Raw genomic sequence first — 25,413 nt, forward strand, 5'->3', positions numbered from 1 at the left:
TTGCCTCCATCGCGCGCTGAACGTCCGCCACGCGCACGCCGCAGGCCGGCGCAGCGCGGGTCGGTTCAGGCGGCTGGGCCGCCTGCCGGGCTGCGCCGCGGGAGCGTGGACCGCGCCCGCGAAAAAGGTGGGGGTGCCGACGACGCAGGAAGTGCACCTATGAACGAGTGGACCCAAGATGTTCTCGGTCGGTTGAACGAGGCCAGCGAACCATCCCAGGTGCTCGCGCAGGTCAGCGTGGCAGCCAGGCACCTCGGCTTCGAGCACTGCGCCTACGGGCTGCGCACCCTCGTGCCCTTCACCCGGCCTAAGACTTTGATTTTCAGCACCTACGATGAGCGATGGCGCCGCCGGTACATCAGTGCGGGATATCTCCAGGTGGATCCCACCGTCGCCCACGGCGTGCACAGCGGGGTGCCCGTGGTCTGGAGCAACGAAGTCTTCCGGGACGCGCCGCAGATGTGGGACGAGGCGCGCTCTTTCGGCCTGCGCGTCGGCTGGGCGCAATCGGTCTTCGAGCCCGACGCGCGGGTCGGCATGCTGTCGCTTGCCCGCTCGGGCGAACCGCTGACGGCCGCGGAGATGCGCGCCAAGGACCACTCGCTCCAGTGGCTGGTGAATAACGCCCACCGCGCGTTCTGCCGCCTCCTGAGCGGCCCGCTCGCGGGGATTGAACCGCTGACGAAGCGGCAGGTGGAGGTGTTGCGCTGGACGGGCGATGGCAAGACGAGCGACGAAATCGCGGCCATCCTCTGCATCTCGAAGCCCACGGTCGATTTCCATCTGAGGAATGCAATGGCGAGATTGGGTGCTGCCACCAAGAGCTCGGCCGCGGCGTTCGCTTCACGACTCGGGCTCCTGAACTGAATGGATGGCAGCGGCCCCTTCGCCCGCAGGCGGGCGGGCGACCCAGCCGGTCCCGTCGGCGTGGTGGTTCCGGTGCGGACACCAGTTCTTGTCCACGTCGATGAGGCAGGCGAACAGAAGCTGGCCGTCGACCCGCACCGGCGGTGCTGCACGGTGCGCGGACAGGCCCGTGCGACGCAGGATGCGCTCGATGCCCAGAGGCGAGGCGCTGATGAGCCGTCGTCCGCCCTCCTTGGCGACGGTCCGCATCGCGGCGCTCAGCATGTCCAGCGCGAGCGACCATCCATGCGCATCCCCGCCCATCCCGAGCCGCGTGCCGTCGCCGGCGGCGAATCGCGACAGTTCCCAGATGTCGGGCGAGCACGGCGCCGGCGTGTCGCCGAGCAGCTGCGGGAAGACGCTGGCCAGAAGATAGGGCCGGTGCGTGGGCAACAGGCGGCTCGTGCCGACGATCTCGCCGTCCGGATTGCGTGCGATCAGATAGATGGTGTCCTTCCGGTCGAATTCGTCGAGTTCCAGCCGGCCGCGCGTATGGAGTTTCCAGCCCAGCTTCTCGACGAAAACCTCGTGCCGGTAGCGTGCCATGTCGAACAGCACGTCCGCCGAGAAAGAGTCGATCGTTCCCGCAATGATCTCCATGAGGTCACCTCGCTGAATGAGGCCGCATTACAGCCTGATGACGCACACCGGGGACACTGTCAGAGTTGATAGGGCTGGCGGCTCGAGGTCTTCGTTTTTGGGGCGCTCCCCCTCGCAGACTGCTGTCGTGGGGCAGATCGATTGTCGGGGCCGTCCCGCCGCAGGCGGGGGACCCGGCGGTTCGCTCACGGACGGCGCGCCGCCCGGATGGTGAAGGCACCGGCCGCGACAATCAGGACCACGCCGGCGGCGGCCTCGGGGCGCGGCATGTCGCCCCAGATCGCGTATCCCAACAGCAGGGCCCAGACGATCAGGCTGTAGCGAAAGGGCGTGACGACCGAGAGATCGACGCCGCGGCAGGCCACGATGAGCGCGTAGTTGCCCAGTGCCGCGCAACCCGCCGCCGCAGCGAGCATGCCGAGCTCGTGGCGCGTGAGCGGCGCCCAGCATTCCACGAGACCCAGCAGCAGGCCTGCCAGGCATACGACGAGCGTGGTCGCCACGGCGATGATCGACGACGGGACCGTGGCGGGAATGCGCCGCGTCACCAGGTCGCGCGCGGCGAGCGAGGCGGCACACAACAACGCGCAGGCGAGGCCGGCTGCAGGGACCTCGGACCGCGCGGACGGCTGGATCACCAGCAGGACGCCGGCGAATCCCGCCGCGGTGGCGAGCAGCCGGCCGCCGTGCCAAGGCTCCCATCGCAGCGCCATCGCAGTGGCGGCAATCATCAGCGGCGCGGTCATCATGAGCGTGCTGACCGTGGCGAGCGGCGCGAGCGACAGGGAGACGACGGAACTGAGGGCGGTCGTGATCTCGAGCCCGCATCGCACGCCGACGATCGGCCGCAGTGCCGTGCGCCAGCCGGCGCGTTTCCCGCGGGCGAGGGCCAGGACAAAGAGGGTGGCGAATGCGCCGCGCATGGCCAGGACCTGCCCGGGCGGGAGGCTCTGCGCTGCCAGTTTCACGAAAACATCGTTGAGCACGTAGCAGCCCATGGCCACCAGCATGAGCAGGATTCCGCGGCGGTTGGCCTGTGCGCTAGCCATTGCCGGACGCGGGCGGGGACGGCGTGGGGGTGGCCTGCGGGAGCGGCGGAACGCCGGGATCGCCCACGGCACCGGCATCGGACGCTGTCCCCGGCTGCGGACCGAGCGGTGCGCCGCAACGCCTGAGGACGTCCCACAGCGCCTGCGCCTTCAGAACGATCTCCTCGACCTCGGCGTCCGGATCGGACATGGCGACGATGGCGCCACCGGCGCCGATGGAGACGCGACCGTTGGCCGACACCAGGGTGCGGATCACGATGTTGAGCTGCGCCGCGCCGTTGAGCGACAGATAGCCGATGCTGCCCGAGTAGATGCCGCGGGCCGCCGCCTCGAGTTCGTCCAGGATCTTCATTGTGCGCACCTTCGGCGCGCCCGTCATGGAGCCGCCGGGGAACGCGGCGCGGATGCAATCGACCGCTCCGAGGTCCGCGCGCAGCCGCCCCCGGATCGTGCTGACCAGCTGGTGCACGGTGGCATAGGTCTCGACCGCGAACAGGCTCGGCACGTGAACGCTGTCGATCTCGCAGACCCGGTTGAGGTCGTTGCGCAGCAGGTCGACGATCATCAGGTTCTCCGCGCGGGTCTTCTCGTCGGCGACCATGGCGTCCGCGATCGTGTGGTCTTCGGCCGGCGTCGCGCCGCGCGCCGCGGTGCCCTTGATGGGCTTCGATTCCACATCGCCGGCGCTGGAGATGCGCAGGAAGAGTTCGGGCGAGGCGCTCAGCACGGCATAGCCGCCGAAGCGCAGGTAGGCCGCATAGGGGGCAGGGTTGTGCCTGCGCAGGATCCGGTAGATCTCCAGCGGATGGATGCGCCCTTCGCCGACCAGTTGGTTCGTGAGGCAGACCTCGTAGGTCTCGCCCTGCAGGATCTCGTGCTGGCAGCGCAGGATCAGCTCCCGGTAGATCGCCAGGTCGATCCGCCAGGCCAGTGGCTGCAGATCGCGGGCCGCGGCCGCGCTGTCGTCAGGCGCGGTCGCCTGTGCGCCTGCCAGCCGCGCGCGCATGGTCTGCATCCAGCGGCGGTTCTCATTGGACGGCACGGCCTCATCCAGGCAGACGATCCAGACCTGTTGCTCGGCGTGGTCGAAGGCGAGGAAGCGGTCGGCGAGGATCCACATCGCGTCTGGGGTGTCCGCGTCGTGGGCGTGCGTGCCGTCCAGCTCCCGCTTGAGCTCATAGCCGAAGTAGCCCACGAAGCCACAGGCGAAGTCGAAGGGAAGCGGGGGACCTGCAGGTGGCTGGCCCGGCAGGTGGTCGCGCAGGTAGTCGAAGATGCTCTCGTCGCGCACCTGGACGACGTCGCCCCGGCGCACTATCAGTTCGCGCGGTGCGGTGCGGTAGTTCAGCACCTGGGCGCGCGGGCCGCTCGCGTCGCCCATGAAGGAGAAGCGCGCCCGCCCGGGCTCGGCGAGGCTGCTGTCCAGCCAGAAAACGCAGTCGCGCTGCGCGAACGTTCCCATGAACACGGCCTCGGCATCGGCTGTGGTGTCGATGCACTCCGCATGCAGCAACAACGCCTGCGGGCCTTCGAAGCGCAGCGGGGATCCGAAGCGGTTCTGTGCCTCGCGCCGGGGCGCCTGTGCGAGCCACTCCAGCGTCAGGTCCCTGAAGTTGCGCAGCAGCCGTGCGCCGAATTCGGTGCAGATCGACTCCGGATGGAACTGCACCCCCCACCAGGGCAGAGAGACGTGGCGCAGGCCCATCAACGTGCCGTCGGACGTCCAGGCGAGCGGCTCCAGGGTTGAGGGCAGCTGCGTGACTGCGAGCGAGTGGTAGCGCACCGCCTCGAAGCGGTCCGGGATGCCGGCGAAGAGATCTCGCTGCGCGTGCGAGACACGGTCCAGGCGTCCGTGCATCGGTCGCACCGCCAGGTCGACACGGGCGCCGCAGTGGTGGGCGATGGCTTGGTGGCCCAGGCAGACGCCGAGCACGGGCTTGCGCGAACGCTGCAGCGCGTCCGCCGAGATGCCGAGGTCGGCGCGCCGCTGCGGACGTCCGGGGCCCGGCGAGATCACGATGTTGTCGAAGTGCATGCGCTCGACCTCGTCCCAGTGCATTTCGTTGTTGCGCAGCACGATCGGGGGCTCGCCGTTGCAGGCCGCCAGGTACTGGTAGAGGTTGTAGGTGAACGAGTCGTAGTTGTCGATCAACAGGGTGCGCATGGAAGGCTCCTCGGCGGAAAGCGGGGCTGTGCATCGTTGAGGAATCAGGCGGATGTCGCCACTGCGCAATGTGCTAGTTGCGCAGGCCGGCAACGCCTGTGCATGCAGCGCGCTCACTGCCCGGATGTCCGGTCGCTCGCATTTGCGCGGTGTTCCGGTCCGTGCGCCGGGCGCTTGGAAGGGAAGGTGAGCGGCGAGGGCCTCCGATGGAGCGGCGCCGCCGGAAGGCGCGACTCGGCCTGAGGACCCGCGATCCCGTGCAAGCGCGGGTTCCGATGGTCCGCTGCCAGAGCCCGCGAGGGCCCAATGCGCAGGGGGCTGTGCGCTCGCCGGCCGCACGGCGCCGTTCCGCACGGACCGCGTCCCGGTGACGAACGCGCGGCGCGCTCCAGGGTGCTTGCGTCGACCGCCGGTGGTGCACGGTGGTCCCGGCGGGCTGCCGGGCGCACGCGCCGTCTAGCGCCGCGAAGCCGCCGCGCCCGTCTTCGCGCCGAGCAGGTGGCCCAGCGGCAGCGCCACCTCCGACTTGATCTCGCGCAGCACGATGCTCGAGCGCACGTGCGTCACGCCCGGCAGGCTGAAGAGCACTTCGTGCAGGAAGCGCTCGTAGTGCTTCATGTCCGGCACCGTCACGTTGAGGATGTAGTCCGCCGGCCCGGTGGCCGACACGCAGCGGATGATCTGCGGGCACGCGGCCACCACTTCCTCGAAGCGCTGCACCATCGCCTCGCTGTGCCGATCGAGGTTCACTTCCGCCACGGCCGACACATGCAGTCCTACCAGCTCGGGGTCGATCAAGGCCGTGTAGCCGCGGATCACGCCGGCGGCCTCCATCTCCCGGATGCGCTTCCAGCACGGTGTGGGCGAGAGCCCGACGGCCTCGGAAATCTGCTGCACGGTCTGCCGCCCGTCGTGCTGCAGTGCAGAAAGGATCTTGAGGCAATGCTCGTCAAGAGAAACAGAATCAACGTTCATCGCGGTTTCCGAGAAGATTCTTCTTCAAACAAGGGTCTGCGCCAGTGTATTGAAGAAACACTTACTCGGGGTGCGGCAGAACAATTCCGGGCATGAACGCCCCCCACAAGACCACCGCGCTGCAGCGGCCCGACTACCGGCTTTCCGACAACCTCTGGGCCGATGCCGGCGCCGTCTTCATCACCGGCACCCAGGCGCTGATCCGCATCCTGGTGATGCAGCGGCGGCGCGACGCGGCGCGTGGCCTGCACACCCAGGGCTTCGTCAGCGGCTACCGCGGCTCGCCGCTGGGCATGGTCGACCAGGCCATCTGGAAGGCCGGCGACCGCTTCAAGGAAACCGGCATCCGCTTCGTGCCCGCCGTGAACGAGGAGCTTGCGGCCACGCAGGTGCTGGGCACGCAGCGCGTGGAGTCCGACCCCGAGCGCACCGTCGACGGCGTGTATGCCATGTGGTACGGCAAGGGGCCGGGCGTGGACCGCGCGGGCGACGCGCTCAAGCACGGCAATGCGTACGGCTCGTCGCCGCATGGTGGCGTGCTGGTGGTGGCGGGCGACGACCACGGCTGCGTGTCGTCGTCGATGCCGCACCAGAGCGACCACGCCTTCATGGCCTGGCGCATGCCCGTGATGCAGCCCGCCAGCGTGGCCGAATACCTGGAGTTCGGGCTGTACGGCTACGAGCTGTCGCGCTATTCGGGCGCGTGGGTCGGCATGGCGGCGCTGTCCGAAATCGTCGAGAGCGCGGGCACCGTCGATCTCGACGCCGTCAACGCGCGCGTCGCGGCCTGGGCAGACGCCGATGCCGTGCGTGCCGCCACCGGCCACGCCGCACCGCCCGACGGCCTGCACTACCGCTGGCCCGACCTGCCGTCGCTGCGCATCGAGTCGCGGCTGGAAGACAAGCTTGCCGCCGTGGCCGCATTCGCGCGGTGCAACAGCATCGACCGCCACGTCATCGTCAGCCCGCATGCGAAGGTCGGCATCGTCACCTGCGGCAAGGCGCACCATGACCTGATGGAAGTGCTGCGCCGGCTCGAGCTTTCGCCCGAACAGCTCGCGCGCGCCGGTGTGCGGCTGTACAAGGTGGGGCTGAGCTTTCCGCTCGAGCAGACGCGCCTGAAGGCTTTCGCGCAGGGGCTCGGCGAGATCCTCGTGGTGGAAGAGAAGGGGGCGGTGGTCGAGACGCAGCTGCGCGACATCTTCTACAACGCACCGGCCGATGCGCGCCCGGTGCTCGTGGGCAAGCACGGCCGCGATGGCCTGCCGCTGGTGTCCGCGCTTGGCGAGCTGCGCCCCTCGCGCCTCATCGAACTGGTCGCGCACTGGCTGGCCGCGCACTTTCCCGACAACCACGACCTGGGCGACCACCTGCAGCACGTGCGCGACTTCATGCCGCCCGAGCTGCTGGGCAACGCGAGCGACACCGTCAAGCGCCTGCCGTACTTCTGTGCCGGTTGCCCGCACAACACCAGCACCAAGGTGCCCGAGGGATCGACGGCGCGCGCGGGCATCGGCTGCCACTTCATGGCCAACTGGATGGACCGCAGCACCGCGGGCCTCATCCAGATGGGCGGCGAGGGCGTCGACTGGATCTCGCACGCCATGTTCACAAAGACGCCGCACGTGTTCCAGAACCTGGGCGACGGCACCTACTACCACTCGGGCTACCTCGCCATCCGCCAGGCCGTCGCGGCCAAGGCCACGCTCACCTACAAGATCCTGTTCAACGACGCGGTCGCGATGACCGGCGGCCAGCCGGTCGACGGCGTCATCAGCGTGGATGCGATTGCGCGGCAGGTCGAATCCGAAGGCGTGGCCAAGGTGGTGGTCGTGAGCGATGCCATCGGCAAGTACGACGCCATCAGGAATCGCTTTCCGCACGGCACCGAGTTCCATGACCGCGCTGCGCTCGACGAGGTGCAGCGCCGCCTGCGCGAGATGCGCGGCGTGACCGTGCTCATCTACGAACAGACCTGCGCCGCCGAGAAGCGCCGCCGCCGCAAGAAGGGCGAGCTGGCCGATCCGCCCAGGCGCCTCTTCATCAACGAAGCGGTGTGCGAAGGCTGCGGCGACTGCACCGTGCAGAGCAACTGCGTGGCCGTGCTGCCGCACGAGACGCCGATGGGCCGCAAGCGCAAGATCGACCAGACCAGCTGCAACAAGGACTACTCCTGCGCCAAGGGCTTCTGCCCCAGCTTCGTGGGCGTGACCGGCGGCAAGCTGCGCCGCAAGAGCGGGGCGCTGGCGGCCGGGCGCGATGCCTTCCTGCACCGCGTGGCGGCGCTGCCGCACCCTGCGCCGCACGCATGGACCGGTCCGTACGACCTGCTGGTGACCGGCGTGGGTGGCACCGGCGTGGTGACGGTGGGCGCGGTGATCGCGATGGCCGCGCACCTCGAAGGCAAGTCGGCCAGCGTGCTCGACTTCATGGGCTTCGCGCAAAAGGGCGGCGCGGTGCTGAGCTTCGTGCGCCTGGCCGACACGCCCGAGCGGCTGAACCAGGTGCGCATCGACACGCAGCAGGCCGACGCCATCCTCGCATGCGATGTGGTGGTGGGGGCCTCGGCCGACGCGCTGCAGACCGTGCGGCACGGGCGCACGCGCGTGCTCGCGAACATCCACGAGATTCCGGTGGCCGAGTCGCTGCGCAACCCCGATGCCGAGCTGCACGTCGACCTGCTGCTCGCGAAGATGCGCTTCGTCGCGGGCGACGAACAGGTCGAGACCTTCGACGCGCAGAGCCTGGCCGAGGAGTTTCTCGGCGACACGCTGGCCGCCAACATCGTTGCGACCGGCTATGCGTGGCAGCGCGGCTTGGTGCCCCTGAGCCTCGAGGCGCTCATGCATGCGATCGAGCTCAACGGCGTGGCCGTGGCGGCCAACCAGTCGGCGTTCTCGCTGGGCCGGCTGGCTGCTGGAAACGCCGCGGCGCTCGACCAGCTGCGCGCCGCGCCGATGGACACGCAGATGCCGCCAGCTGACGAGCGCCCGCTGGAAGCGCTGCTCGCCGATGCGCGCCGCCATCTCACCGGCTACCAGAACGCCGCATGGGCGCAGCGCTTCGAAAAGCGTGTCCGCGCACTGCAGGCGGCCGAGTCCGCGCTGCCGGGTGGCGACGCGAGCCTGCCCTTCACGCGCAACGCGGCGCGCAGCCTGCTCAAGCTCATGAGCTACAAGGACGAGTACGAGGTCGCGCGTCTCTACACCGACGGCGCGTTCCTGCAGAAACTGAAGGACCAGTTCGAAGGCGACCTGAAGCTCGAGTTCCACATGGCGCCGCCGCTGCTCTCGCGCCCCGTGCATGGCCAGGCGCCCGCCAAGATCCGCCTCGGCGCGTGGATGCTGCCGGCGATGAAGTGGCTGGCACACGGCAAGCGGCTGCGCGGCACGGCCTTCGACCTGTTCGGCTTCACGCAGGAGCGCCGGCTGGAGCGCGCGCTGATCGGCCAGTTCGAGCAGCGGCTCGGCGAACTGGCGGCCGGCCTTTCATCCGGCAACCAGCAGCTCGCCGCACAGATTGCGGCGCTGCCGCTGACGATCCGGGGCTTCGGCCATGTGAAGCTGGCCAATCTCGCCCTTGCAGCCGAGCGCGAGGCGGAGCTGATGCACCGCTTCGCGCCGCAGCGTTATCCCCGGCCGGAGAAGAAGACGAAGGCGGGGCAGTTCAGGGGAATCGCGGTCGTGTCGCAGTGACCGCGAGTGGAGCGCAGGGGGCCCCGTGCTGGGCTTGGTGGCGATGCCGATCGATGCGGCACTCGGCAGGGAGGTTGAAGACCGTTCACTGTCGGGTCAAAGGCGGTGCGGGTCGTGGCGTTCGGCTGCCGATTGTTCCCTCTGCGCTTTGCTAGAGCGTCTCGTTTTCCTTGAGCACACCCGCGCTGTGCAGCGCGGCGTCCAGCCACTTGGCGGCCGTGTTGCCTTTCTTGATCGCCTCGATCCGCGCGGCTTCGTCCTCGACCTTCTTGCCTGCGGCCTGGAGGAGCACTTCAACTCTTTCGCGCTCGATGACGACCACGCCGTCGGCATCGCCAACCACGAGGTCGCCGGACCGCACGGTCACGCCGCCGACGGACACCGGGTGCCCGATCCGCCCCGAGGCCAGCTTGGTCGGGCCGTTGGGATTGGTGCCGACCGAGAAGACGGGAAAGCCCATCCCGTCGATCTCGAGGCTGTCGCGCACCGCGCCGTCGACCACCACGCCTGCGATGCCGACCTGCCGGCAGGCGTTCATCATGATGGTGCCCATCAGGGCGGCGGTCTGGTCGCCCTTGCCGTCGATCACCAGCACGTCGCCCGGCCTGGCCAGCGCAATGGCCGCGTGGATCATCAGGTTGTCGCCCGGCCGCACTTCCACCGTGAGCGCGCTGCCGGCCAGCTTCATGCGGTGGCGCAGGGCCGCGATGCGGCCGTGCAGGGCGCCGCGGCGGCCCGCGACGTCGGCCAGGATGGCGGGCTGGAACGCCGATGCCTGTGCGACCAGGTCGGGGGAAATGCGCGGGAAGTCGCGCACGATGTCGGGGGATTGGCTCTTCATGTCGTTGTTCTCACTCGGCCTTGACGTCGGCGTCTTTCACCACGCGGCCCCACTTGCGCTTGTCGGCGGCCAGGAACGCGCGGAACTGCTCGGGCGTGCTGCCCACGGGCTCCAGGCCATCGGCGGCGAGCCGCTTGGCGATGTCGGGCATCGCGAGCACCTTGGCGACTTCGCGCTGGATCCGCTCGACGACGGCCGGCGGCGTATTCCTGGCCGCGCAGATGCCCGCCCAGGTCACGGGTTCGAAGTCGGGAATGCCGGCCTCCGTCACGGTCGGAATGTCGGGGAACGCCGCCAGCCGGCGCGGACTGGCCACCGCCAGCGCGCGCAGCTTGCCCGAGCGCGCGTACTGCATCGAACTCACGGGCTGGTCGAAGATCATGGAGACCTGGCCCGCCAGCAGATCCGTCATGGCCTGGCCGGTTCCCTTGTAGGCCACGTGGACGATGTCGATGCCTGCGCGTGTCTTCAGCATTTCGCCCGCCAGGTGGCCACCCGTCGCGGTTCCGGAAGAGGCGAAGTTGAGCTCGCCCGGCTTCTGCCTAGCGTAGGCAACGAGTTCCTTGACGCTGGTCACCGGCAGCGTCGCATTGACCATCAGCATGTAGGGCGCGTTGGTGACCTGCGTGACCGGCACGATGTCCTTCTCGGGGTCGAAGGGCATGCTTTTCAAAACGTGCGGCTGGATCGACAGGGTTCCGGTGGTGCACATCAGCAGCGTGTGCCCATCCGCGGGCGCGGTGAGCATGGCCGAGACCGCGATGTTGCCGCCGGCGCCGGGCCTGTTGTCGACCAGCACTTGCGCGCCGAGTCCTTCGGCCAGCTTCGGTGCGATCAGGCGCGCCACGACGTCGTTGGAGCCGCCGGGTGAAAAGCCGACCAGGATCTTCACCGGCTTCGACGGAAAGGGATCGGCCGCGAACGCATGGGCGGCGCACAGCCAGGCGGTGCCGGCGACGAGCCACGGCAGGAGTTTGGGAGAAAGCGATCGGACGTTCATGGCTGTTCCTGGTTCATTCAGACGACAAGTTCGTTGCGCGCCCGCGCAATGCGGCGGCAGCCCTCCAGCAGCTGTTCGGTGCTGGCGGCAAAAGAGAGCCGGAAGTGCGTTGGCACGCCGTAGGCACTGCCTTGCAACGCGGCCAGATCCTGTGCATCGAGCAAATGCATGATCCAGTCGTCGCTGCTGCCGATCTTCACCCCCTTGGGCGTGCAGAGGCCGAACAGCGCGCTGCACGAAGCAAAGATGTAGAAGGCGCCGTCGGGCACCTGGCAATGGATGCCGTCGATCGCGTTGAGCGCCGCGGCCACCGTGTCGCGACGCTGCTGATATTCGCGCCGGTTTGCGGCCACGATGTCCTGCGGGCCTGCGAGCGCCGCGATGGCCGCGGCCTGGGCGATCGAGTTGGGGCCGGACGTGCTTTGCGACTGGAGCTTGACCATCGCCTTGATCAGCTCCGCAGGACCCGCGCCGTAGCCGATGCGCCAGCCCGTCATCGCATAGGCCTTGGAGACGCCGTTCACCGTGAGGGTGCGGTCCTTCAGGTCGGGCGCCGCCTGGGCCATGGTGGCGAATTCGACATCGCCATAGATGAGATGTTCGTAGATGTCGTCGGTCAGTATCCAGACGTGGGGGTGGCGCCTCAGCACTTCGGCCAGCGCCTGGAGCTCGGCACGCGTGTAGGTGGCGCCGCTCGGATTGTTCGGCGAGTTGAGCATCAGCCAGCGTGTCTTGCCGGTGATGGCGCGCTCGAGATCCGCGGGCTGGAGCTTGAACCCGTGGGCGGCCGGGCAGTCGACGAACACCGGCACGCCGCCGGCCAGCAGGGCGATGTCCGGGTACGACACCCAATAGGGGGCGGGCACGATGACCTCGTCGCCCGCCGCCACCGTGCACATGAGCGCGTTGAAGATCACCTGCTTGGCGCCGGTGCCGACGATGATTTCGCCCGGCGCGTAGTCCAGGTCGTTTTCGTTCCGGAACTTGGCGGCAATGGCTTCCTTCAGCGCCGGCGTGCCGCCGACGTCGGTGTAGCGGGTCTGGCCGGCCGCCATGGCGCGGGTTGCCGCCTCCTTGATGTGCCCGGGCGTCTCGAAGTCGGGCTCGCCGGCGGTCAGGCTCAGGATGTCCCGGCCCATGGCGCGCAGTTCGCGCGCGCGTTGGCCGGCCATGGAGCTGGGGGAAGGTTTGATGCGATGGAGCCGGGGAGCGATATGGAGCATGGGCGCAGTATCAAAGGCCATGCGCCGCGGGACAAACGAGAAATCGGAGCATCGACGTATTCCTTTTTTTCCTGAGGAGCATTGGGCTTACATTCCATTGGAATGAACTTCACCTTCAAGCAGCTGGAGGCCTTTCTCTTCAGCACCAAGCTCCAGAGCTTCAGCGCGGCGGCGGTGAAGCTGCACACCACGCAGTCGGCCATCTCCAAGCGCCTGGCCGAACTCGAGGAGTCGCTGGGCGGGACCCTGCTGCACCGCACTTCCCACGGGCTGGAGCTGGCCCAGGCCGGCCGCGAGCTGCTGCCGCTGGCCGAGGAGGCCCATCGCCTGTGGCAGCGCATCCAGCACGACATCAGCGTGGACAAGACGCTGCGCGGCACATTCCGCGTGGGCGTGACGGAACTGATTGCGATGACGTGGCTCACGCGCCTGATCCAGCTGCTCCAGAAGCTGCACCCCCAGGTGACGCTCGAGCCGGTGGTGGACGCGGGGCTGACGCTCTTCGAGCGCCTCGAAGCCAACAAGCTCGACCTGTCCATCATGCCGGGCACCTACTGGGGCCAGGCGTTCGAATCGATCAAGGTCGGGCAGGTCGACCAGGCCTGGATCGCGAGCCCGAGGCTCGGCATTCCGCAACGGGCCCTGGCGCCGCACGAGTTTGCCGACTATCCGGTGATCGAGCAGCCCGCCGGCGCTTCGAAGAACAAGTTCTACGAGGCCTGGCGCGCGGAGCACGGTTTCCGCTTCGGCAAGGTCCTGCTCACCAACAGCACGACGGTCCTGCGCGAGTTGACGATCAGCGGCTTCGGCATCAGCCAGCTTGCACTCGACTATGTCCGCCCGGACATCAAGAATGGTGTGCTGCGCGTCGTGAAGAGCGATCCGATGCCGCCGCCGCTGGTCTACAGCGCGGTCTATCGGAGCGACAGTTCCAGCCCCGCACTGGCGCGCATCGTCGAGCTGGCCGTCAAGACCTGCGATTTCAGGTTGCGGGCGAGCCAGCACGACGTGGCCCCGGCCCGGCCGTTGCGGGGCACGAGTTCGGGCCTGCGGCAGCGGCCTGCACGCAAGGGCGTGAAAAAGAAGCCGGCAAGAAGCTAGCGGCGTGGCCTTGACCGCCGCGCGTGCCGGCCCGCATCCGATGCGGCATACTTCCCACCCCCCGAACTCGCCAGAGACCCCGCTGAATGGACAAGGAAGTCGACCCCCAAGTGCTCGCCGTCATCGATGAGATGCGGTTGTCAGGACCGCGGCTCACGCCGGTCGAGATCGTCGCGAAGATGGGTGTCTTCGATGCGCGGGAAAAGCCGTTCGATCACGCCTGGCTCGCGACGGGCGACAACGTCATTGCCACCATCTGGGCCGAATTCGTGAACATCGGCGCCGATGGGCGCTGGTTCTGCCTCGAGTCGCTGGACACGCAGCACCGCGTCGGCGGCGGCGTGCGCAGCCCCCAGCAGATCCAGCGCGCCAAGGACCGCCGTGCGCTGCTCAAGCGCACCGTCGATGCAGGCCAGGGCTTTCGCGCCGTGCTGCAGACCAACCGGGTTGCCATTGCCGAGCTCGAGAGCAACAAGAGCGCGAAGGTCTCCACGCGGGTGCGCGACGACGCCGAATGGCATGTCGCCTCCTGGGATTCCGACCAGCAACTCGCGGTCCTGGTGCGCGGTGCGCGCGGCTGGGTGCCCGGCGAAGCCGACATACAGGCAGCCAAGGCGCGGGGCAGCGTGCCGGTCGCTGCGGCCGGCGACGCGGGCGCAGCGGCTGCCGAGCGGTCGGCCTCGCGGGAAGAGGTCCAGGCCGCCGCCATGGACTACGTGATGCGCCACTTCAAGGGCTACGGTTACAACGCCGAGGACGTCACCAGCCGGAAGCTCGGCTACGACCTCGAGGTGTCGAACGCGAAGGGCGCCACGCTTCTCAGGGTGGTGGTGAAGGGCACGTCCACGGGCGTGCCCAGTTTCCGGCTCACGAGCGAAGAGCGTGCAAGCTCGGCGCGCGAGCCGCTCTGGCGGCTGCTGGTGGTGGCCGATGCCATCGGCACCGCGGCGCAGCACAAGATCTACAAGCCTTCCGAAATGGAACAGGCGCCGGGATTCGAGCCGCTGGACTAGCGGGAAGCCGCTGCTTTCGTGGCGGCAGCGCGCCGGGAAAGCCCTGGCTCACATGAACAGCTTGCCGTTGAATGCGATGCGCAGGGTGCGCACGGTGAGCACCGCCAGCGCCACGCTCAGCAGCCCCAGCAGCAGGAGCGCAATGGCCCACAGTGGCGCGGTCCCCCGCAGCTGTGCGTACTTCAGCGCCGCGTTGGCCAGCGCGGCCATCGGAAAGCCGATCGCCCACCATCCCGCGGAAAAATTGATGCTCGGCCGGAACACCTTCGGCGCCAGCACCGCGAACAGGAAGAGCGCGAAGTAGAAAAGCAGCGCGGCAAAGCGGTCGATGCTGCCCGTGACGTTCGTGTAGGCGAGGAAGCCGACCGCGAACGGCCCCACAAGGATCATCAGCGAGGGCGTCATTGCCGGCGCGAGCGGGGCCTGGTGCACCAGCCGGCCGACGATGAGCACCAGCAGCACCAGCGCGAGCACCGCGCCCACGGCCATCGCCAGCAAGTTGAGCTCCGCGGCCCAGGCCATGGACGGGTCATGACCCGCGGTGACTGCGATGTCCAGCGTGGCGACGCCCGGAATCAGCCAGGCCGGCACTGCATGCGCGGCGTCCAGCCGGCCCTTGAGCAGGCGCGAGACGACCACCAGGCTGAGCGCGAAGGTCGCAATGGCGCCCAGCGTCCACAGCGCATGCGCGGCAGGCGCGCTGTAGGGCGCGATGACGGCCGACAGCAGCAGCATCGAGATGACGATGGTGCCGAAGAAGTTGCCGGTCACCGGGTGGTGGAATTCCGCGTGCACGGTTTGTGGATGCCTGGCCAGCTTCGCGGCGTAGCCCAGCGCCAGCAGCACGAAGACGCCGAGCGCAAAGGCGCCGATCGCCTCGCCGATGAAGGCGGGCGCACCCAGGCTGCCATGTGCGAGCCGCCAGGCCAGCGCCAGCCCCGAAAGGCCCATGACCGAGCCGAACAGGTTGACGGGCAGGTGGCGCAGCGAAGCTTCGCTGGTGGGGGAGAAAACCGGAAAGGGCGGATTCAATGACTCGTTCTGCATGATGGGCTCGTTGGCTGAATTTGCTGGTATGGATAGTTTCTGCCAAACTGCCCGCGCTGCGGATGCCGCGGCACGGCGTTTTCTGCCAATTACAGAGCTTTCACTGCCATGCGCGTCGCCATCCTTGCCCTTCCCCGTGTCCAGCTGCTCGACGTGGCCGGGCCGGCCGATGTGTTCGCCGAAGCGGCGCGCCAGCTCGGCCGGCCGCGTGCCTACCAGGTGCAGGTGATCGGCACCGAGGGGGGATTGCTCAAGAGCAGCAGCGGCGTGCGCCTGGCCGTCGACGCCACGGTCGCCACGCAGCGCGGGCCGATCGACACCCTGCTGGTGGCCGGCAGCCCCGGCATCGGCACCGCGGCCGGCGATGCCGCGCTGCATGGCTGGCTCAGGCGCCAGTCGCGCACGGTGCGCCGCTACGGCTCGGTGTGCAGCGGCGCCTTCGTGCTCGCGGCCGCGGGGCTGCTGGACGGCAAGCGCGTGGCCACGCACTGGAACTCCACCGCGCGGCTGGCCACCGCCTATCCGCTGGCCACCGTCGAGCCGGACGCGATTTACGTGAAGGACGGCAAGCTCTTCACCTCGGCCGGGGTGACCGCGGGCATGGACCTGGCGCTCGCCATGGTGGAGGAGGACCACGGCCGCGAACTCGCGCTGCGCGTGGCGCGCGAGCTGGTGATGTTCCTCAAGCGCCCGGGCGGCCAGAGCCAGTTCAGCGCCCACCTGGCGGCCCAGACCTCCGAGCGCTCGAGCGTGCGGCAGGTGCAGGACCATGTGCTTTCGCACCTGAAGGACGACCTGTCGGTGCCGGCGCTGGCCGCGCTGGCGGGCATGAGCGAACGCAGCTTCGCGCGGATCTTTCGAAGCGAGACCGGCACCACGCCGGCCGAGTTCGTCGAGAACGCCCGCATCGATGCCGCCCGCCGCCTGGCCGAGGAGTCGCAGCTGCCGGCCAAGCGCCTGGCCGACGAGGTGGGCTATGCCAACGTGGACGGCTTCAGGCGCGCATTCGGCCGGCGCCTTGGCGTGAGCCTCGTGGAGTATCGAAGGCGATTCGCGAAATGAAGGCGGAGTGCGGCGCCGTCATGCCTGCCGCGGATGCGCTGCACTTGATCCCCGCTAGGATCGGAAATGCAGCGTGTGGCTGCGGATCCAGATCAGGCTTACGAAACCTCATGGAACATCGGTGTGTGGACTGATAAATTCTCAGGGTGTGACCTTCCGGCTCGTTTTCCGAGCTCGCCGGCATGAACCATTTCTTAACTGCACACCCGGCGTCGGCGCCTTTGGCTACCGGCAGTGTTGCTGCAGTGCCAGATTTTTTCGCATGCACACCCGTTTCCCCTCGCAAAGGGCCGGTGGTGCTATGGGGTGGCGACGTGAATCTGGGTCGCCGTCAGCACTACATCGCAGCGCGTCTGGGCATGTCGCGAGCGCTGACTTCAGTGCGTGCGATATCACAGGCCGACCTCAGCATTGTGAATCTGGAATGCGTGGTGGCGACCGGCGGTCACCGCGCCGTAGCCAAGGGCGAAGGGGGGCCGTATTACTTTCGCGCCCGGCCGGCCATGCTGGAGGTGCTTACCGCAGCGGGTGTGCGCATGGTCAGCACTGCCAACAATCATTCCGGGGACTATGGCCCGCAAGCCGTGCTGGAACAGCTGCAGTGGCTTGAGCGCACGGGCATCGCTCAATGCGGCAGTGGTCGCAATGCGGACGAGGCGCTGCGTCCGGCCTTGGCGTCGGCCGGGCCGTTCACGGTGGCGGTGTTCTCTGTCGACAGCACGCAGCGGCGCTTTGCGGCCGGACCCACTTCGCCGGGCTGCGCGCACCTGCCTCTGGCCGATCCTGAAGCTTGGCGGGCCATGCTCGGGCCCCGCATCGCTGAGGCCCGTGAACAAGCAGACGTAGTGCTGGTGGCGGTGCATTGGGGCGACAACCGTCGAGACGAACCTGCGGCCGCGCAGGTCGCGCTGGGAAAGACACTGATCGAAATCGGTGCCGACGCGGTACTGGGCGCCTCTGCGCACAGATTGCAAGGCATCGGCACGCATCAGGGCCGCCCGATCATCTTCGATGCTGGCGATCTGCTTTTCGACGCCAAGCGCAACGACGGCGGCGTCGGCGGCGTGTTCGAGCTCGAGATCGGCGCCGGCGGTGTTGAGCGCGTCGTCTTCGTGCCGGTGAAGGTTGGCTTCGGCCAAAGCACCGAGTTGGCCGGCGAGGCCCGCAGCGCGGCGGCGGAACGCTACGCCAGGTTGTGCGACGCCATGGGCACCTCATTGCTGCTGCGCGAGGACGGCACCGCTTCACTTGAACTGGCGCCGCCCGCGCGCCCGGCGCGCGCCAGGCGCTCATTGCCGCCTCCCGCGGGCTACGACCTGCGCGCCATCCGCGCACCGCAGCCGATGCCGGACGATGCATCAGTGCAGGAGGTACCCACCGAAGCGCGCCTGACCCGGCCACTGCAGTTTGGCCCGCTGCGCCTGCTGGGCCTGAGTGTGGAGTCCAAAACGCCGCTCACCAAGCGACAAAGCCTTTGGCTGCGCAGCTACTGGTGCTGCGATGCGCCGGTGGAGCATGACTTGCGGCTGGACTTGCGCGCGGTGCCGATGGGGCCGCACAAGCGCGAGCACTGGGGCCTGGGCATGGACCACGATCCCTGTGACTGGCTCTGGCCGACAAGTCGCTGGCAGCCGGGGCAGATCTATGTGGACCTGTGTCCGCTTCGCCCGCCACCGTTGAGCGAGCTGTTCAACGGCCGCCTGCAGCTGCAGGCGGCCCTCGTGCAGGGGCTTGAGCGGATGTACGTACACGACCTGGACCATTTCATCGATGTGGCGATCCCCGGCCGGCCCGATGCCGCGCCGCCAGCGCATCTTCCGCCCGCAGAGATTTCTGCACCGCAGGTATACCGCACGGCGTTCGACGAGGCGCTGCTGCGCAGCGTGCCCGGGCAGACTTGGGACGCGGCCCAACTCGCCGCCATCACGGGCGGACGATGGCTTGTCGAACCGCCGCGAGGCTGGTTTGTGCGATCGGTGGTCTCGGGTGCCAACCATGTGGCGCTCCGGCAGCAGCCGGTGCTTTTCGTGGCCAACACCACGGCGCAGCGCATGCGCCATGAGCAGCACACCAACCCGCCCGCCCGTTCGCAGGACAGACACCTGTTGCTGCCCGGCCTGCAAGAACGCATTGCCGGCGCCATCGTGTCGCGGCCCGTGCCAGGGCTGTCGCCGGACCTGCCGCTGCTGCTGGTCGATGACCCGATCCGCGCGGTGATGGAGCTGGGGTTCGCGGCCCGCGCGCGCTACCGCGGCGAGGTCGTTGCCGTCACAGGCACGGTGGGTAAGTCCAGCACGCTGGGCATGTTGGTGCAGGCCCTCGGGGGCCCTGAACGTGTGCTGGGCAGCATCGACAACTACAACTCGCGCGTGGGCGCTCCCACCACCTTGGCCAGCCTTGCGCCAGACCATGAGGCCGCCGTCGTCGAGGTGGCGCAGAGCGCACTTTGGATGAACCGCGGCCCCGTCACGCGCCAAGTGCGCCCAACGATCGCGCTGATCACGGCCATCGCCCATTCGCAGACCCAACGGCTTGTGCGCTCGACCGAGGACGTGGTGAAGTGGAAAACACGCGTGTTCGACGGTCTCGAGGGTGCGGCAGTCGCGGTATTCGGTGATCACCTGCCGCACCTGGAGAAAGTCCGGGCTCAGGCGCGGCGACACGCGAGTCGCAGCATCGTCTACGGACGCGGCGTCGACTGCGAGGTGCGGTTGACAGATGTGGAGGCCAGCCCCGATGGCTCCTGGGCCACCATTCGGATTGGCGCCGGGATCTTCCGCTTCTATGTGCCCATACCTGGCGAGGGCATGGTGTCCAACGCCCTGGCCGTGGCATCGGTGCTGCATGCGATGGGCCGTGACGTGGAAGCCGGCATGGCGCGCCTGGGTGCCATGGCCTCCTCGCAGGGCCGGCTGCAATGGCACAGCCTGGCCTGGGACGGTCGGCGTGCCGACGTACTTGATGACAGCTGGAACGCAGAGGTCGCTTCCATGGTCCACGCGTTCGGCGTGCTGGCGCTCAAGCGCAGCAGCCGCAAGTGGGCCGCGCTGGGACGCATCGTGCATTTGGGCGACATGGCTGCGGAGCTCCATCGCAGCCTGGCCAAGCCTCTTCTGCAGAACGGCGTCGAGCTGGTACTGACCCATGGCGAAGAAATGTTGCACATGCGCGACGAGCTACCGCCTGAACGCCTGGGACCGCATTTCGAAACCGCTGACGCGATGGCGCGATGGCTGCATGCGCATCTGCAAGACGGCGATGCGCTATTGATTAAGGGTTCGCGCCGCGACTCGGACTTTGGCGAAGTCTTTCCGAGACTTCAGGCGCTGTGCCAGACGACGCCACGGTGAGTTTTGCTATGGGTCAACCCTCATCTCTTCTTCCCGTCCTGCTGCGCCTGGCATGCGCCGCTCTTTCAACCTGGTTGGCCCCCGGCCCCGCATGGGCTTTGCTGGCACCCGATGCGCCATTGCCCTGGAGCCAGAGAGCGAGCCGCGACGCGTGCCCGGACGAGGAGAGTTATCTGTGGTTGCCGCTTGCCAGCGGCAATGTGTGTCTTCGCTACTTTGCATCGGCGGGCCTGCAGGGCGCGGGCACAGCCATCGTGTACCTCACGGGCGATCGCGACAAGCTGCTGCGCGTGCCACCCGACCAGATTCCGGCAAACACGGCGCAGGCGCAGATAGCGGCCATGCAGCGGCTGTCGCGCCAAGCCGCTGTGCCCGTGGTGATGTTGGCCCGTCCTGGCACGTATGGGTCTTCGGGTGACCACCGGCTGCGCCGCCGGATGACCGAGGAGTTTGAACCTCTGTACGCGGGGCTGGATCTGCTGCGACGCCGCCATGGTATCGGGCGCCTGGTGCTGTGGGGCCATAGCGGGGGGGCGACAGCGGCGGCCGCCATGCTCACGATGGGCCGGACCGACCTGCGGTGCGCCGTCATCACCTCTGCGGCCTTCGACTACCTGGAGCGCTGGCGCATCAACCGCATCCAGGGCGGTCCAGCACCCTCGGTCGAGCGGGGACAGGTTCTCGCGCGTGCGATGTACGACCCCCTTGCGCATGTGGCCGGCGTGGTGCACGACCCGCGTCGAACGGTATATGTGCTTGGCGACCCGCGTGACACCGTCACGCCCTTCGTGCTGCAGGCTGAGTTCGCCAATGCGCTGCAGCGAGCCGGGCACCAGGCTGAAGTGCGACAAGCCGAGGGCAGGCCGCCGGAATATCACGACATGCGCGAGGAGGCAGGGTTTCGCCAGGCTGCGGCTTGCGCGCGAGGCGACTAGAGCGAACGAAGGCGGCCGGAGCTCAAGGGGCCCTGCACCAATGCCACTCTGCGGGAGCAACGCGGGGCGCAGCAATGAATTCTGCTTGATCGTTCAGATAAAAGCCCAGTCGGCGCGCGAGTCGCGAGTTACTTGAAGCCGGCCCGCATTTTGTAATCCCAAAGCCTTAAAGCAATGTGCTTGCCGCATTGAACTCATGGCCCACATATTGGATGAATTCGAGTGAACATGCTTTGAAGAAGTAGCGCCCAACCGGCTCTTTTTTACTCCGCTTCCCTTCGACCAATCGGATGTCGCGCTCAAAACTGCATCACCAGCGCTGAGTCCACGGTGAGACTGACCACGAATGGCTGCTTCAGGCCTCGATTTTTCGGGACACCGACTGTCAGGTTGGTCGAATCAATCAGCGGTTGCCCGTCTCTCGAAACACGAACTTTAGAACGTACGTGCGTTCTCCCAGTCGTCCTCGAAGGCGTCAAGGTGCTTGCAGAGTCAGCGATGGCTGATCAGCCGTTTCGCTCGATTGCTAGACGGTCCAGAAAGTGGGCCTGGAGCCTTTCTGGATCGACCTTGAAATCAGCCAATCTCGGAAGCGAACCGGGTTCGGGCTTTTCGGCATCGTCTCGCCGCTCCGTTCGGCAGGTTCAAAATGGGCGGAGTTCCACCCTTACGAAACACATGAAAACCGCTACGTCCGTCGCGGCCCTTGTCCTGGCCACCTGCTTCGCCGTGGCGCCCCACGCCCAGGCTGCGGAGAACCCGTCGCCCTACGCCGGCCCGCTGTTCGACACGCACCTGCACTACAACCAGGAAGCCTGGGACGGCAACACCGGCCCCTATCCGCCCCCCGAGGCGATCGCGCGCATGCAGCGCAACAATGTGACGGCCATCATTGCCAATTCGCGGCCCAACGCAGGCACGCAAACGCTGGCTGCCGCGCGCGAAACCCGCGACGCAGGCGTGACCGTGGTGCCTTTCGTGCGGCTGTACCGCAACCGCGACGACTACAGCAACTGGTTCCGCGACGAGACCATCCACGACATGGTGCAGGCCGAGCTGGCGCGTGGCACCGCGAGCGGACCCTACCGCGGGCTCGGCGAGTTCCACCTGTACGACAGCGCCAATGCGAATGGCCCGGTGGCGAAGAAGCTGATCGCGCTGGCGGAGCGCCAGAAGCTCGCGGTGCTCGCGCATGTCGACGACGTGGCGGTCGACCTCCTGATGGCCAACGCGCCGTCGAAGGGCCGGGACCTTCGCCTGATCTGGGCCCACACCGGCATCGGCGGCGCGCCCATCGAGCGGGTGCAGGCACTGCTGGAACGCTATCCGCTGCTGATGGGCGAACTCTCGTACCGGCCCGGGCTGACCTGCGAGGGCGGCAGGCTGTGCCCCGAGTGGCGTGCGCTGATCCTCAAGTACCCGGGGCGCTTCATGATCGGCTCCGACACCTGGGTGAACCAGCGCTGGAGCGCCTACGACGAGATCATGCGCGGCTACCGCACCTGGCTCGGCGACCTGCCCCCCGATGTGGCGCGGCGCATCGCCTGGGGCAACGCGGCCGCGCTGTTCGACCTGCGCTGAGCGGTTCGGTCGCTCAGTTGCGGGGCGCGTCGTCCGGCTGCGGCTGCAGCCATCGGCCGGCCTGTTCGCGCAGCGCCTCGATCTGCTGCCGGACCAGCGCCAGCTCGGTGCGGAAAAGCTTCGCCGCGTGACCGCTGGCATCGCTTTCCTGGGGCACTGTTTCCGGCGGCGCAGGATCCACGGGCTCGGCGCTCGCTTCGCCGGTATCCGGCGAGCCGCCTTCCATGTACGACGCCAGCGCATCGAGCGCCGCCGCGGCGCCTTCGGCTTCCGCGCGCAGCGCTTCCAGCTGCTGCGGCGCAGGCAGCGCCACGCGGTGCGCGCCGAGCGCCGAGAGGTAGCTCAGCAGCGTGTGCGACTGGATCAGGAAGCGCAGCGCCGTGCCCGCGCGCGGCCGCACGAAGCCGGGTTCGCGGAACATCTCGAACACGGCGGTGGACAGCGTCGCATCGGCGTTGTGGGCGTTGCGCCGGGCTAGCCGGTAGGCCAGGTCGTCGCGCGCGCCCGAGCGGTACTGGCCCGCGATCTGCCGCAGGTAGTGCGCATGGTTGCGCAGCGCCGCGGCCGCCAGATCGCTGAAGCGCCGCGCCTGCCAGTGCGGCAGCACCAGCAGCATCGCGAGCGCGGCGATCAGGCTGCCGATGGCGGTGTCGATCAGGCGCGGCACCATCAGCGCGTCGCTGTCGCCCACCTGGTTGAAGCACATCAGCACCAGCACCGTGACGGCGGCCGTCGCCAGCAGGTAGCGGGTCGCGCGCGTGGCGAAGAAGAACACACCCGCGGCCACCGCGAGGAGCGACTGCGCCCAGGGCTGCGGAAAGAGCACCAGCAGCGCCCAGCCGGCCACCACGCCGAGCGCCGTCCCGGCGATGCGCTGGCCGACGCGCGACACCGTGTCGCCCCAGGCCTGCTGGCAGACGAACAGCGTGGTCAGCAGGATCCAGTAGCCGCGCACCGGGTGGATCAGCAGCATGACGCCGTAGCCGGCCACCAGCGCCACCGCCAGCCGCAGCGCATGGCGGAACAGCGCCGAGCGCGGCGTCAACTGGCGCCGCACGCGTTCCGCCATCTCGCGTCCGGAGCGTGGCGAGCGGTCGAACAACCCCATGTCGGCGCGCCCGGCCCGGGCCGATGGCTCGGTGGCGCCGGCGAGCTGCCGCTCGAGCTGTGCCAGGTTCCACGCCATGGCCTCGACGGACGCGAGCAGCGCTACCCGGCGCGGTTCGCGCAGCTGCGCGCGCTCGTGATCGATGGCGCTTTGCAGTTCCGCGAGCGCGTGGCCGGTGGCGGGATCGGCGGCAAAAGGCTCGCGCCGCTCGATGGACAGGGCGAGCCGCCGGCAGGCCTCGCCCTGCAGGGCCAGCACGCGCTGGCAGCGATAGAGCAGGTCACTGTGGAAGAAGGCATCGGCCAGCGCGTTGTAGTCCTCGTGCGAGGAGGTCGCGCGCTCGTGCACGTCCTGCGCGATCAGGTAGAGGCCGCGGTAGCGCACGATGCGGCCCGTGGGCGCGCGCGTGCTGCCGATGCGCCGGAAGATGCCTTCCTTGGCGGCGTTGAGTTCACCCACCACTTGCGTGTTGAGCTGCGCGAGCGACAGCCGCTTGCGCTCCATATCGATGCCGCGCAGCGGCTCGAAGAGCGAGGCCTTGAAGCACACGTAGTCGCCCAGCACGCGGAACAGCCCCGCCAGCTGCGCCTGCACCGGCTGCGCCGGAAAGAGCGTGCACCACGCCACCGAGAACACGCCATACCAGGCCGCGCCCGCCAGCAGCCACAGCGCCTCGCCGAGCCGGCCGGTGCCGCCAGGGGCGGCCGCGCTGCCGTCGATGCCCAGCATGGCGTAGATCGCCAGCGCGAGCGTCGCAAAGCCGACGGCCTTGTACCGAGGCTCGATCGCGCCCAGCATCGTCAGCGAGAACGCGGCCAGCGCCAGCCCCGGGACGAAGAGCAGGGGGTGGTCGATCCACGAAACCACCGCAAGCGCCGCCGCCGCGAAGCATGCCAGCGTGACGGCCTGCGCGCGCAACCGGCCCCGGCCGCTGTCGTCGGTTTCGGCCAGTGCGCTGGCAATGGCACCCAGGAACAGCGGCATCATGGCTTCCGCATGCCCGCTGAGGCTGCCGATGGCCATCAGGCTGCCGAGCGTGAGCAACACCCGCAGCGGCTGGGCGTGGCCGGCCATCCGGCGAAGCCGCTGGTGGAAAAGATCGAGGGAGAGAGAAGACATTGCCATCGTTTTGCACGATGCGTGCCAGCGCGCGGCCTGTTCTGCGGCCGCCTCCGCAGGATTCAGCCCGCCTCCGGCCAGCGGTGCCGCGTGCCGCCCGCGCGCCGGTCGGCCTTCTCTGCTACCACGCCCTGTGCGCTCAGCGCGCCGGCGCGCTGTTCGAGATGCTGCAGGCACTGCAGGAAGATGTCGAGCTGCGCGGGCTCGATGCCGGCGAGCAGATCGGTGTTGAGGGCCGCGATGCGCGGAAACACCCGCTCGAAGAGCTGCCGGCCCGAGGGGCTCAGCCGCACATGCACGCCGCGCCGGTCTTCCTCGTCCTGTCGGCGCGACACCAGCTTCTTCTCGACCAGGCTGCGCAGGCCGCGCGAGGTGCGCACGCGGTCCAGCTGCAGGTGCGCGGCCAGCGCCGAGGAGCTCATCTCGCCGTGCTGCGCGAGCATGCCGATCATTCCCCACTCGCGCCGCGTGATGCCGAAGCCGCCCTCGACCAGGCGCGTGGCCATGCCGCTCGCGTTGCGCACCGCGCGCGACAGCCGGTACAGCAGCAGCTCGTCCAGGGAGCGGGGCGCGCGCAGGGCGCTGGCGTCGGGGAGGGCTGGCATGCCTTGCGTGTCGTGCATCAGGTCGGGGCCGTCAAGGCG

At 68.5% G+C, this 25,413-nt stretch carries 18 protein-coding genes; 8 read left to right on the forward strand and 10 right to left on the reverse strand.

Annotated elements, in window-relative coordinates; all coding sequences use genetic code 11:
* Positions 1-159: 159 nt before the first annotated feature.
* Entirely contained in the window at positions 160-867 is a 708-nt protein-coding gene (locus IB278_RS24645; protein WP_145746395.1) for an autoinducer binding domain-containing protein, read from the forward strand.
* On the opposite strand, the gene IB278_RS24650 is transcribed toward IB278_RS24645, so the two are convergent.
* From IB278_RS24650 to IB278_RS24665, 4 genes are all read right to left on the reverse strand, one after another.
* Complete coding sequence (locus tag IB278_RS24650; protein ID WP_192326133.1) at positions 844-1,506, reverse strand: acyl-homoserine-lactone synthase; 663 nt, start codon at positions 1,504-1,506, stop codon at positions 844-846. The two genes, IB278_RS24645 and IB278_RS24650, sit on opposite strands and share 24 nt — an antisense overlap.
* 185 nt (positions 1,507-1,691) lie before the next feature.
* On the reverse strand, positions 1,692-2,555 hold the full coding sequence (locus IB278_RS24655) for a DMT family transporter (protein ID WP_225613146.1): 864 nt from the start codon (positions 2,553-2,555) through the stop codon (positions 1,692-1,694).
* On the reverse strand, positions 2,548-4,719 hold the full coding sequence (pabB, locus tag IB278_RS24660; RefSeq protein ID WP_192326137.1) for an aminodeoxychorismate synthase component I: 2,172 nt from the start codon (positions 4,717-4,719) through the stop codon (positions 2,548-2,550). Before pabB ends, IB278_RS24655 begins: the two co-directional genes overlap by 8 nt.
* Positions 4,720-5,175: 456 nt before the next feature.
* Positions 5,176-5,694: an Lrp/AsnC family transcriptional regulator gene (locus tag IB278_RS24665; RefSeq protein WP_145746391.1), complete on the reverse strand. Its 519-nt coding sequence runs from the start codon at positions 5,692-5,694 to the stop codon at positions 5,176-5,178.
* 92 nt (positions 5,695-5,786) lie between these two features.
* Here IB278_RS24665 and IB278_RS24670 point away from each other — a divergent pair, with 92 nt between their 5' ends.
* Positions 5,787-9,389, forward strand: coding sequence for an indolepyruvate ferredoxin oxidoreductase family protein (locus tag IB278_RS24670; RefSeq protein ID WP_192326139.1), 3,603 nt, complete (start codon positions 5,787-5,789; stop codon positions 9,387-9,389).
* Between the two features lie 151 nt (positions 9,390-9,540).
* On the opposite strand, the gene IB278_RS24675 is transcribed toward IB278_RS24670, so the two are convergent.
* From IB278_RS24675 to IB278_RS24685, 3 genes are read right to left on the reverse strand one after another with little or no spacing between them, the layout of a single operon-like run.
* Positions 9,541-10,230, reverse strand: coding sequence for an RraA family protein (locus tag IB278_RS24675; protein WP_192326141.1), 690 nt, complete (start codon positions 10,228-10,230; stop codon positions 9,541-9,543).
* Positions 10,231-10,240: 10 nt separating this feature from the next.
* The gene (locus tag IB278_RS24680) at positions 10,241-11,230 is read right to left on the reverse strand and encodes a Bug family tripartite tricarboxylate transporter substrate binding protein (RefSeq protein ID WP_192326143.1); all 990 of its coding nucleotides are present in this window, start codon (positions 11,228-11,230) and stop codon (positions 10,241-10,243) included.
* Between the two features lie 17 nt (positions 11,231-11,247).
* Positions 11,248-12,453: a pyridoxal phosphate-dependent aminotransferase gene (locus tag IB278_RS24685; protein ID WP_192326144.1), complete on the reverse strand. Its 1,206-nt coding sequence runs from the start codon at positions 12,451-12,453 to the stop codon at positions 11,248-11,250.
* Positions 12,454-12,555: 102 nt separating this feature from the next.
* Between IB278_RS24685 and IB278_RS24690 the strand changes: the two genes are divergently transcribed.
* On the forward strand, positions 12,556-13,554 hold the full coding sequence (locus IB278_RS24690; protein WP_192326146.1) for a LysR family transcriptional regulator: 999 nt from the start codon (positions 12,556-12,558) through the stop codon (positions 13,552-13,554).
* Between the two features lie 86 nt (positions 13,555-13,640).
* Entirely contained in the window at positions 13,641-14,567 is a 927-nt protein-coding gene (locus IB278_RS24695) for a protein NO VEIN domain-containing protein (protein WP_192326148.1), read from the forward strand.
* Between the two features lie 48 nt (positions 14,568-14,615).
* Here IB278_RS24695 and IB278_RS24700 read toward each other — a convergent pair whose 3' ends face one another.
* Positions 14,616-15,614, reverse strand: coding sequence for an SLAC1 anion channel family protein (locus tag IB278_RS24700; protein WP_192326150.1), 999 nt, complete (start codon positions 15,612-15,614; stop codon positions 14,616-14,618).
* 108 nt (positions 15,615-15,722) lie between these two features.
* Between IB278_RS24700 and IB278_RS24705 the strand changes: the two genes are divergently transcribed.
* From IB278_RS24705 to IB278_RS24720, 4 genes are all read left to right on the forward strand, one after another.
* Entirely contained in the window at positions 15,723-16,676 is a 954-nt protein-coding gene (locus IB278_RS24705) for a GlxA family transcriptional regulator (RefSeq protein ID WP_145746383.1), read from the forward strand.
* A 182-nt stretch (positions 16,677-16,858) separates the two neighbouring features.
* Positions 16,859-20,026: a CapA family protein gene (locus IB278_RS24710; protein WP_192326152.1), complete on the forward strand. Its 3,168-nt coding sequence runs from the start codon at positions 16,859-16,861 to the stop codon at positions 20,024-20,026.
* 98 nt (positions 20,027-20,124) lie between these two features.
* The gene (locus IB278_RS24715; protein WP_192326154.1) at positions 20,125-20,961 is read left to right on the forward strand and encodes a prolyl oligopeptidase family serine peptidase; all 837 of its coding nucleotides are present in this window, start codon (positions 20,125-20,127) and stop codon (positions 20,959-20,961) included.
* A 678-nt stretch (positions 20,962-21,639) separates the two neighbouring features.
* Positions 21,640-22,542, forward strand: coding sequence for an amidohydrolase family protein (locus tag IB278_RS24720; protein WP_145746380.1), 903 nt, complete (start codon positions 21,640-21,642; stop codon positions 22,540-22,542).
* A gap of 13 nt (positions 22,543-22,555) precedes the next feature.
* Here the strand turns inward: IB278_RS24720 and yccS are convergent, their stop codons facing one another.
* Together yccS and IB278_RS24730 are read right to left on the reverse strand one after the other, a co-directional pair.
* Positions 22,556-24,769, reverse strand: a complete 2,214-nt coding sequence (gene yccS, locus IB278_RS24725) for a YccS family putative transporter (RefSeq protein WP_225613147.1) — start codon at positions 24,767-24,769, stop codon at positions 22,556-22,558.
* 62 nt (positions 24,770-24,831) lie between these two features.
* Positions 24,832-25,374, reverse strand: coding sequence for a MarR family winged helix-turn-helix transcriptional regulator (locus tag IB278_RS24730; protein ID WP_225613148.1), 543 nt, complete (start codon positions 25,372-25,374; stop codon positions 24,832-24,834).
* Positions 25,375-25,413: the final 39 nt, after the last annotated feature.

The sequence above is a fragment of the Variovorax sp. VRV01 genome (assembly GCF_014852545.1).
Taxonomy (GTDB): domain Bacteria; phylum Pseudomonadota; class Gammaproteobacteria; order Burkholderiales; family Burkholderiaceae_C; genus Variovorax; species Variovorax beijingensis_A.

Excerpts from the sequence above, each read along its gene's own strand:
- IB278_RS24645 (WP_145746395.1), top strand. The coding sequence starts at position 160 with ATGAACGAGTGGACCCAAGATGTTCTCGGTCGGTTGAACGAGGCCAGC.
- IB278_RS24650 (WP_192326133.1), bottom strand. The coding sequence starts at position 1,506 with ATGGAGATCATTGCGGGAACGATCGACTCTTTCTCGGCGGACGTGCTG.
- IB278_RS24655 (WP_225613146.1), bottom strand. The coding sequence starts at position 2,555 with ATGGCTAGCGCACAGGCCAACCGCCGCGGAATCCTGCTCATGCTGGTG.
- pabB (WP_192326137.1), bottom strand. The coding sequence starts at position 4,719 with ATGCGCACCCTGTTGATCGACAACTACGACTCGTTCACCTACAACCTC.
- IB278_RS24665 (WP_145746391.1), bottom strand. The coding sequence starts at position 5,694 with ATGAACGTTGATTCTGTTTCTCTTGACGAGCATTGCCTCAAGATCCTT.
- IB278_RS24670 (WP_192326139.1), top strand. The coding sequence starts at position 5,787 with ATGAACGCCCCCCACAAGACCACCGCGCTGCAGCGGCCCGACTACCGG.
- IB278_RS24675 (WP_192326141.1), bottom strand. The coding sequence starts at position 10,230 with ATGAAGAGCCAATCCCCCGACATCGTGCGCGACTTCCCGCGCATTTCC.
- IB278_RS24680 (WP_192326143.1), bottom strand. The coding sequence starts at position 11,230 with ATGAACGTCCGATCGCTTTCTCCCAAACTCCTGCCGTGGCTCGTCGCC.
- IB278_RS24685 (WP_192326144.1), bottom strand. The coding sequence starts at position 12,453 with ATGCTCCATATCGCTCCCCGGCTCCATCGCATCAAACCTTCCCCCAGC.
- IB278_RS24690 (WP_192326146.1), top strand. The coding sequence starts at position 12,556 with ATGAACTTCACCTTCAAGCAGCTGGAGGCCTTTCTCTTCAGCACCAAG.
- IB278_RS24695 (WP_192326148.1), top strand. The coding sequence starts at position 13,641 with ATGGACAAGGAAGTCGACCCCCAAGTGCTCGCCGTCATCGATGAGATG.
- IB278_RS24700 (WP_192326150.1), bottom strand. The coding sequence starts at position 15,614 with ATGCAGAACGAGTCATTGAATCCGCCCTTTCCGGTTTTCTCCCCCACC.
- IB278_RS24705 (WP_145746383.1), top strand. The coding sequence starts at position 15,723 with ATGCGCGTCGCCATCCTTGCCCTTCCCCGTGTCCAGCTGCTCGACGTG.
- IB278_RS24710 (WP_192326152.1), top strand. The coding sequence starts at position 16,859 with ATGAACCATTTCTTAACTGCACACCCGGCGTCGGCGCCTTTGGCTACC.
- IB278_RS24720 (WP_145746380.1), top strand. The coding sequence starts at position 21,640 with ATGAAAACCGCTACGTCCGTCGCGGCCCTTGTCCTGGCCACCTGCTTC.
- yccS (WP_225613147.1), bottom strand. The coding sequence starts at position 24,769 with ATGTCTTCTCTCTCCCTCGATCTTTTCCACCAGCGGCTTCGCCGGATG.
- IB278_RS24730 (WP_225613148.1), bottom strand. The coding sequence starts at position 25,374 with ATGCCAGCCCTCCCCGACGCCAGCGCCCTGCGCGCGCCCCGCTCCCTG.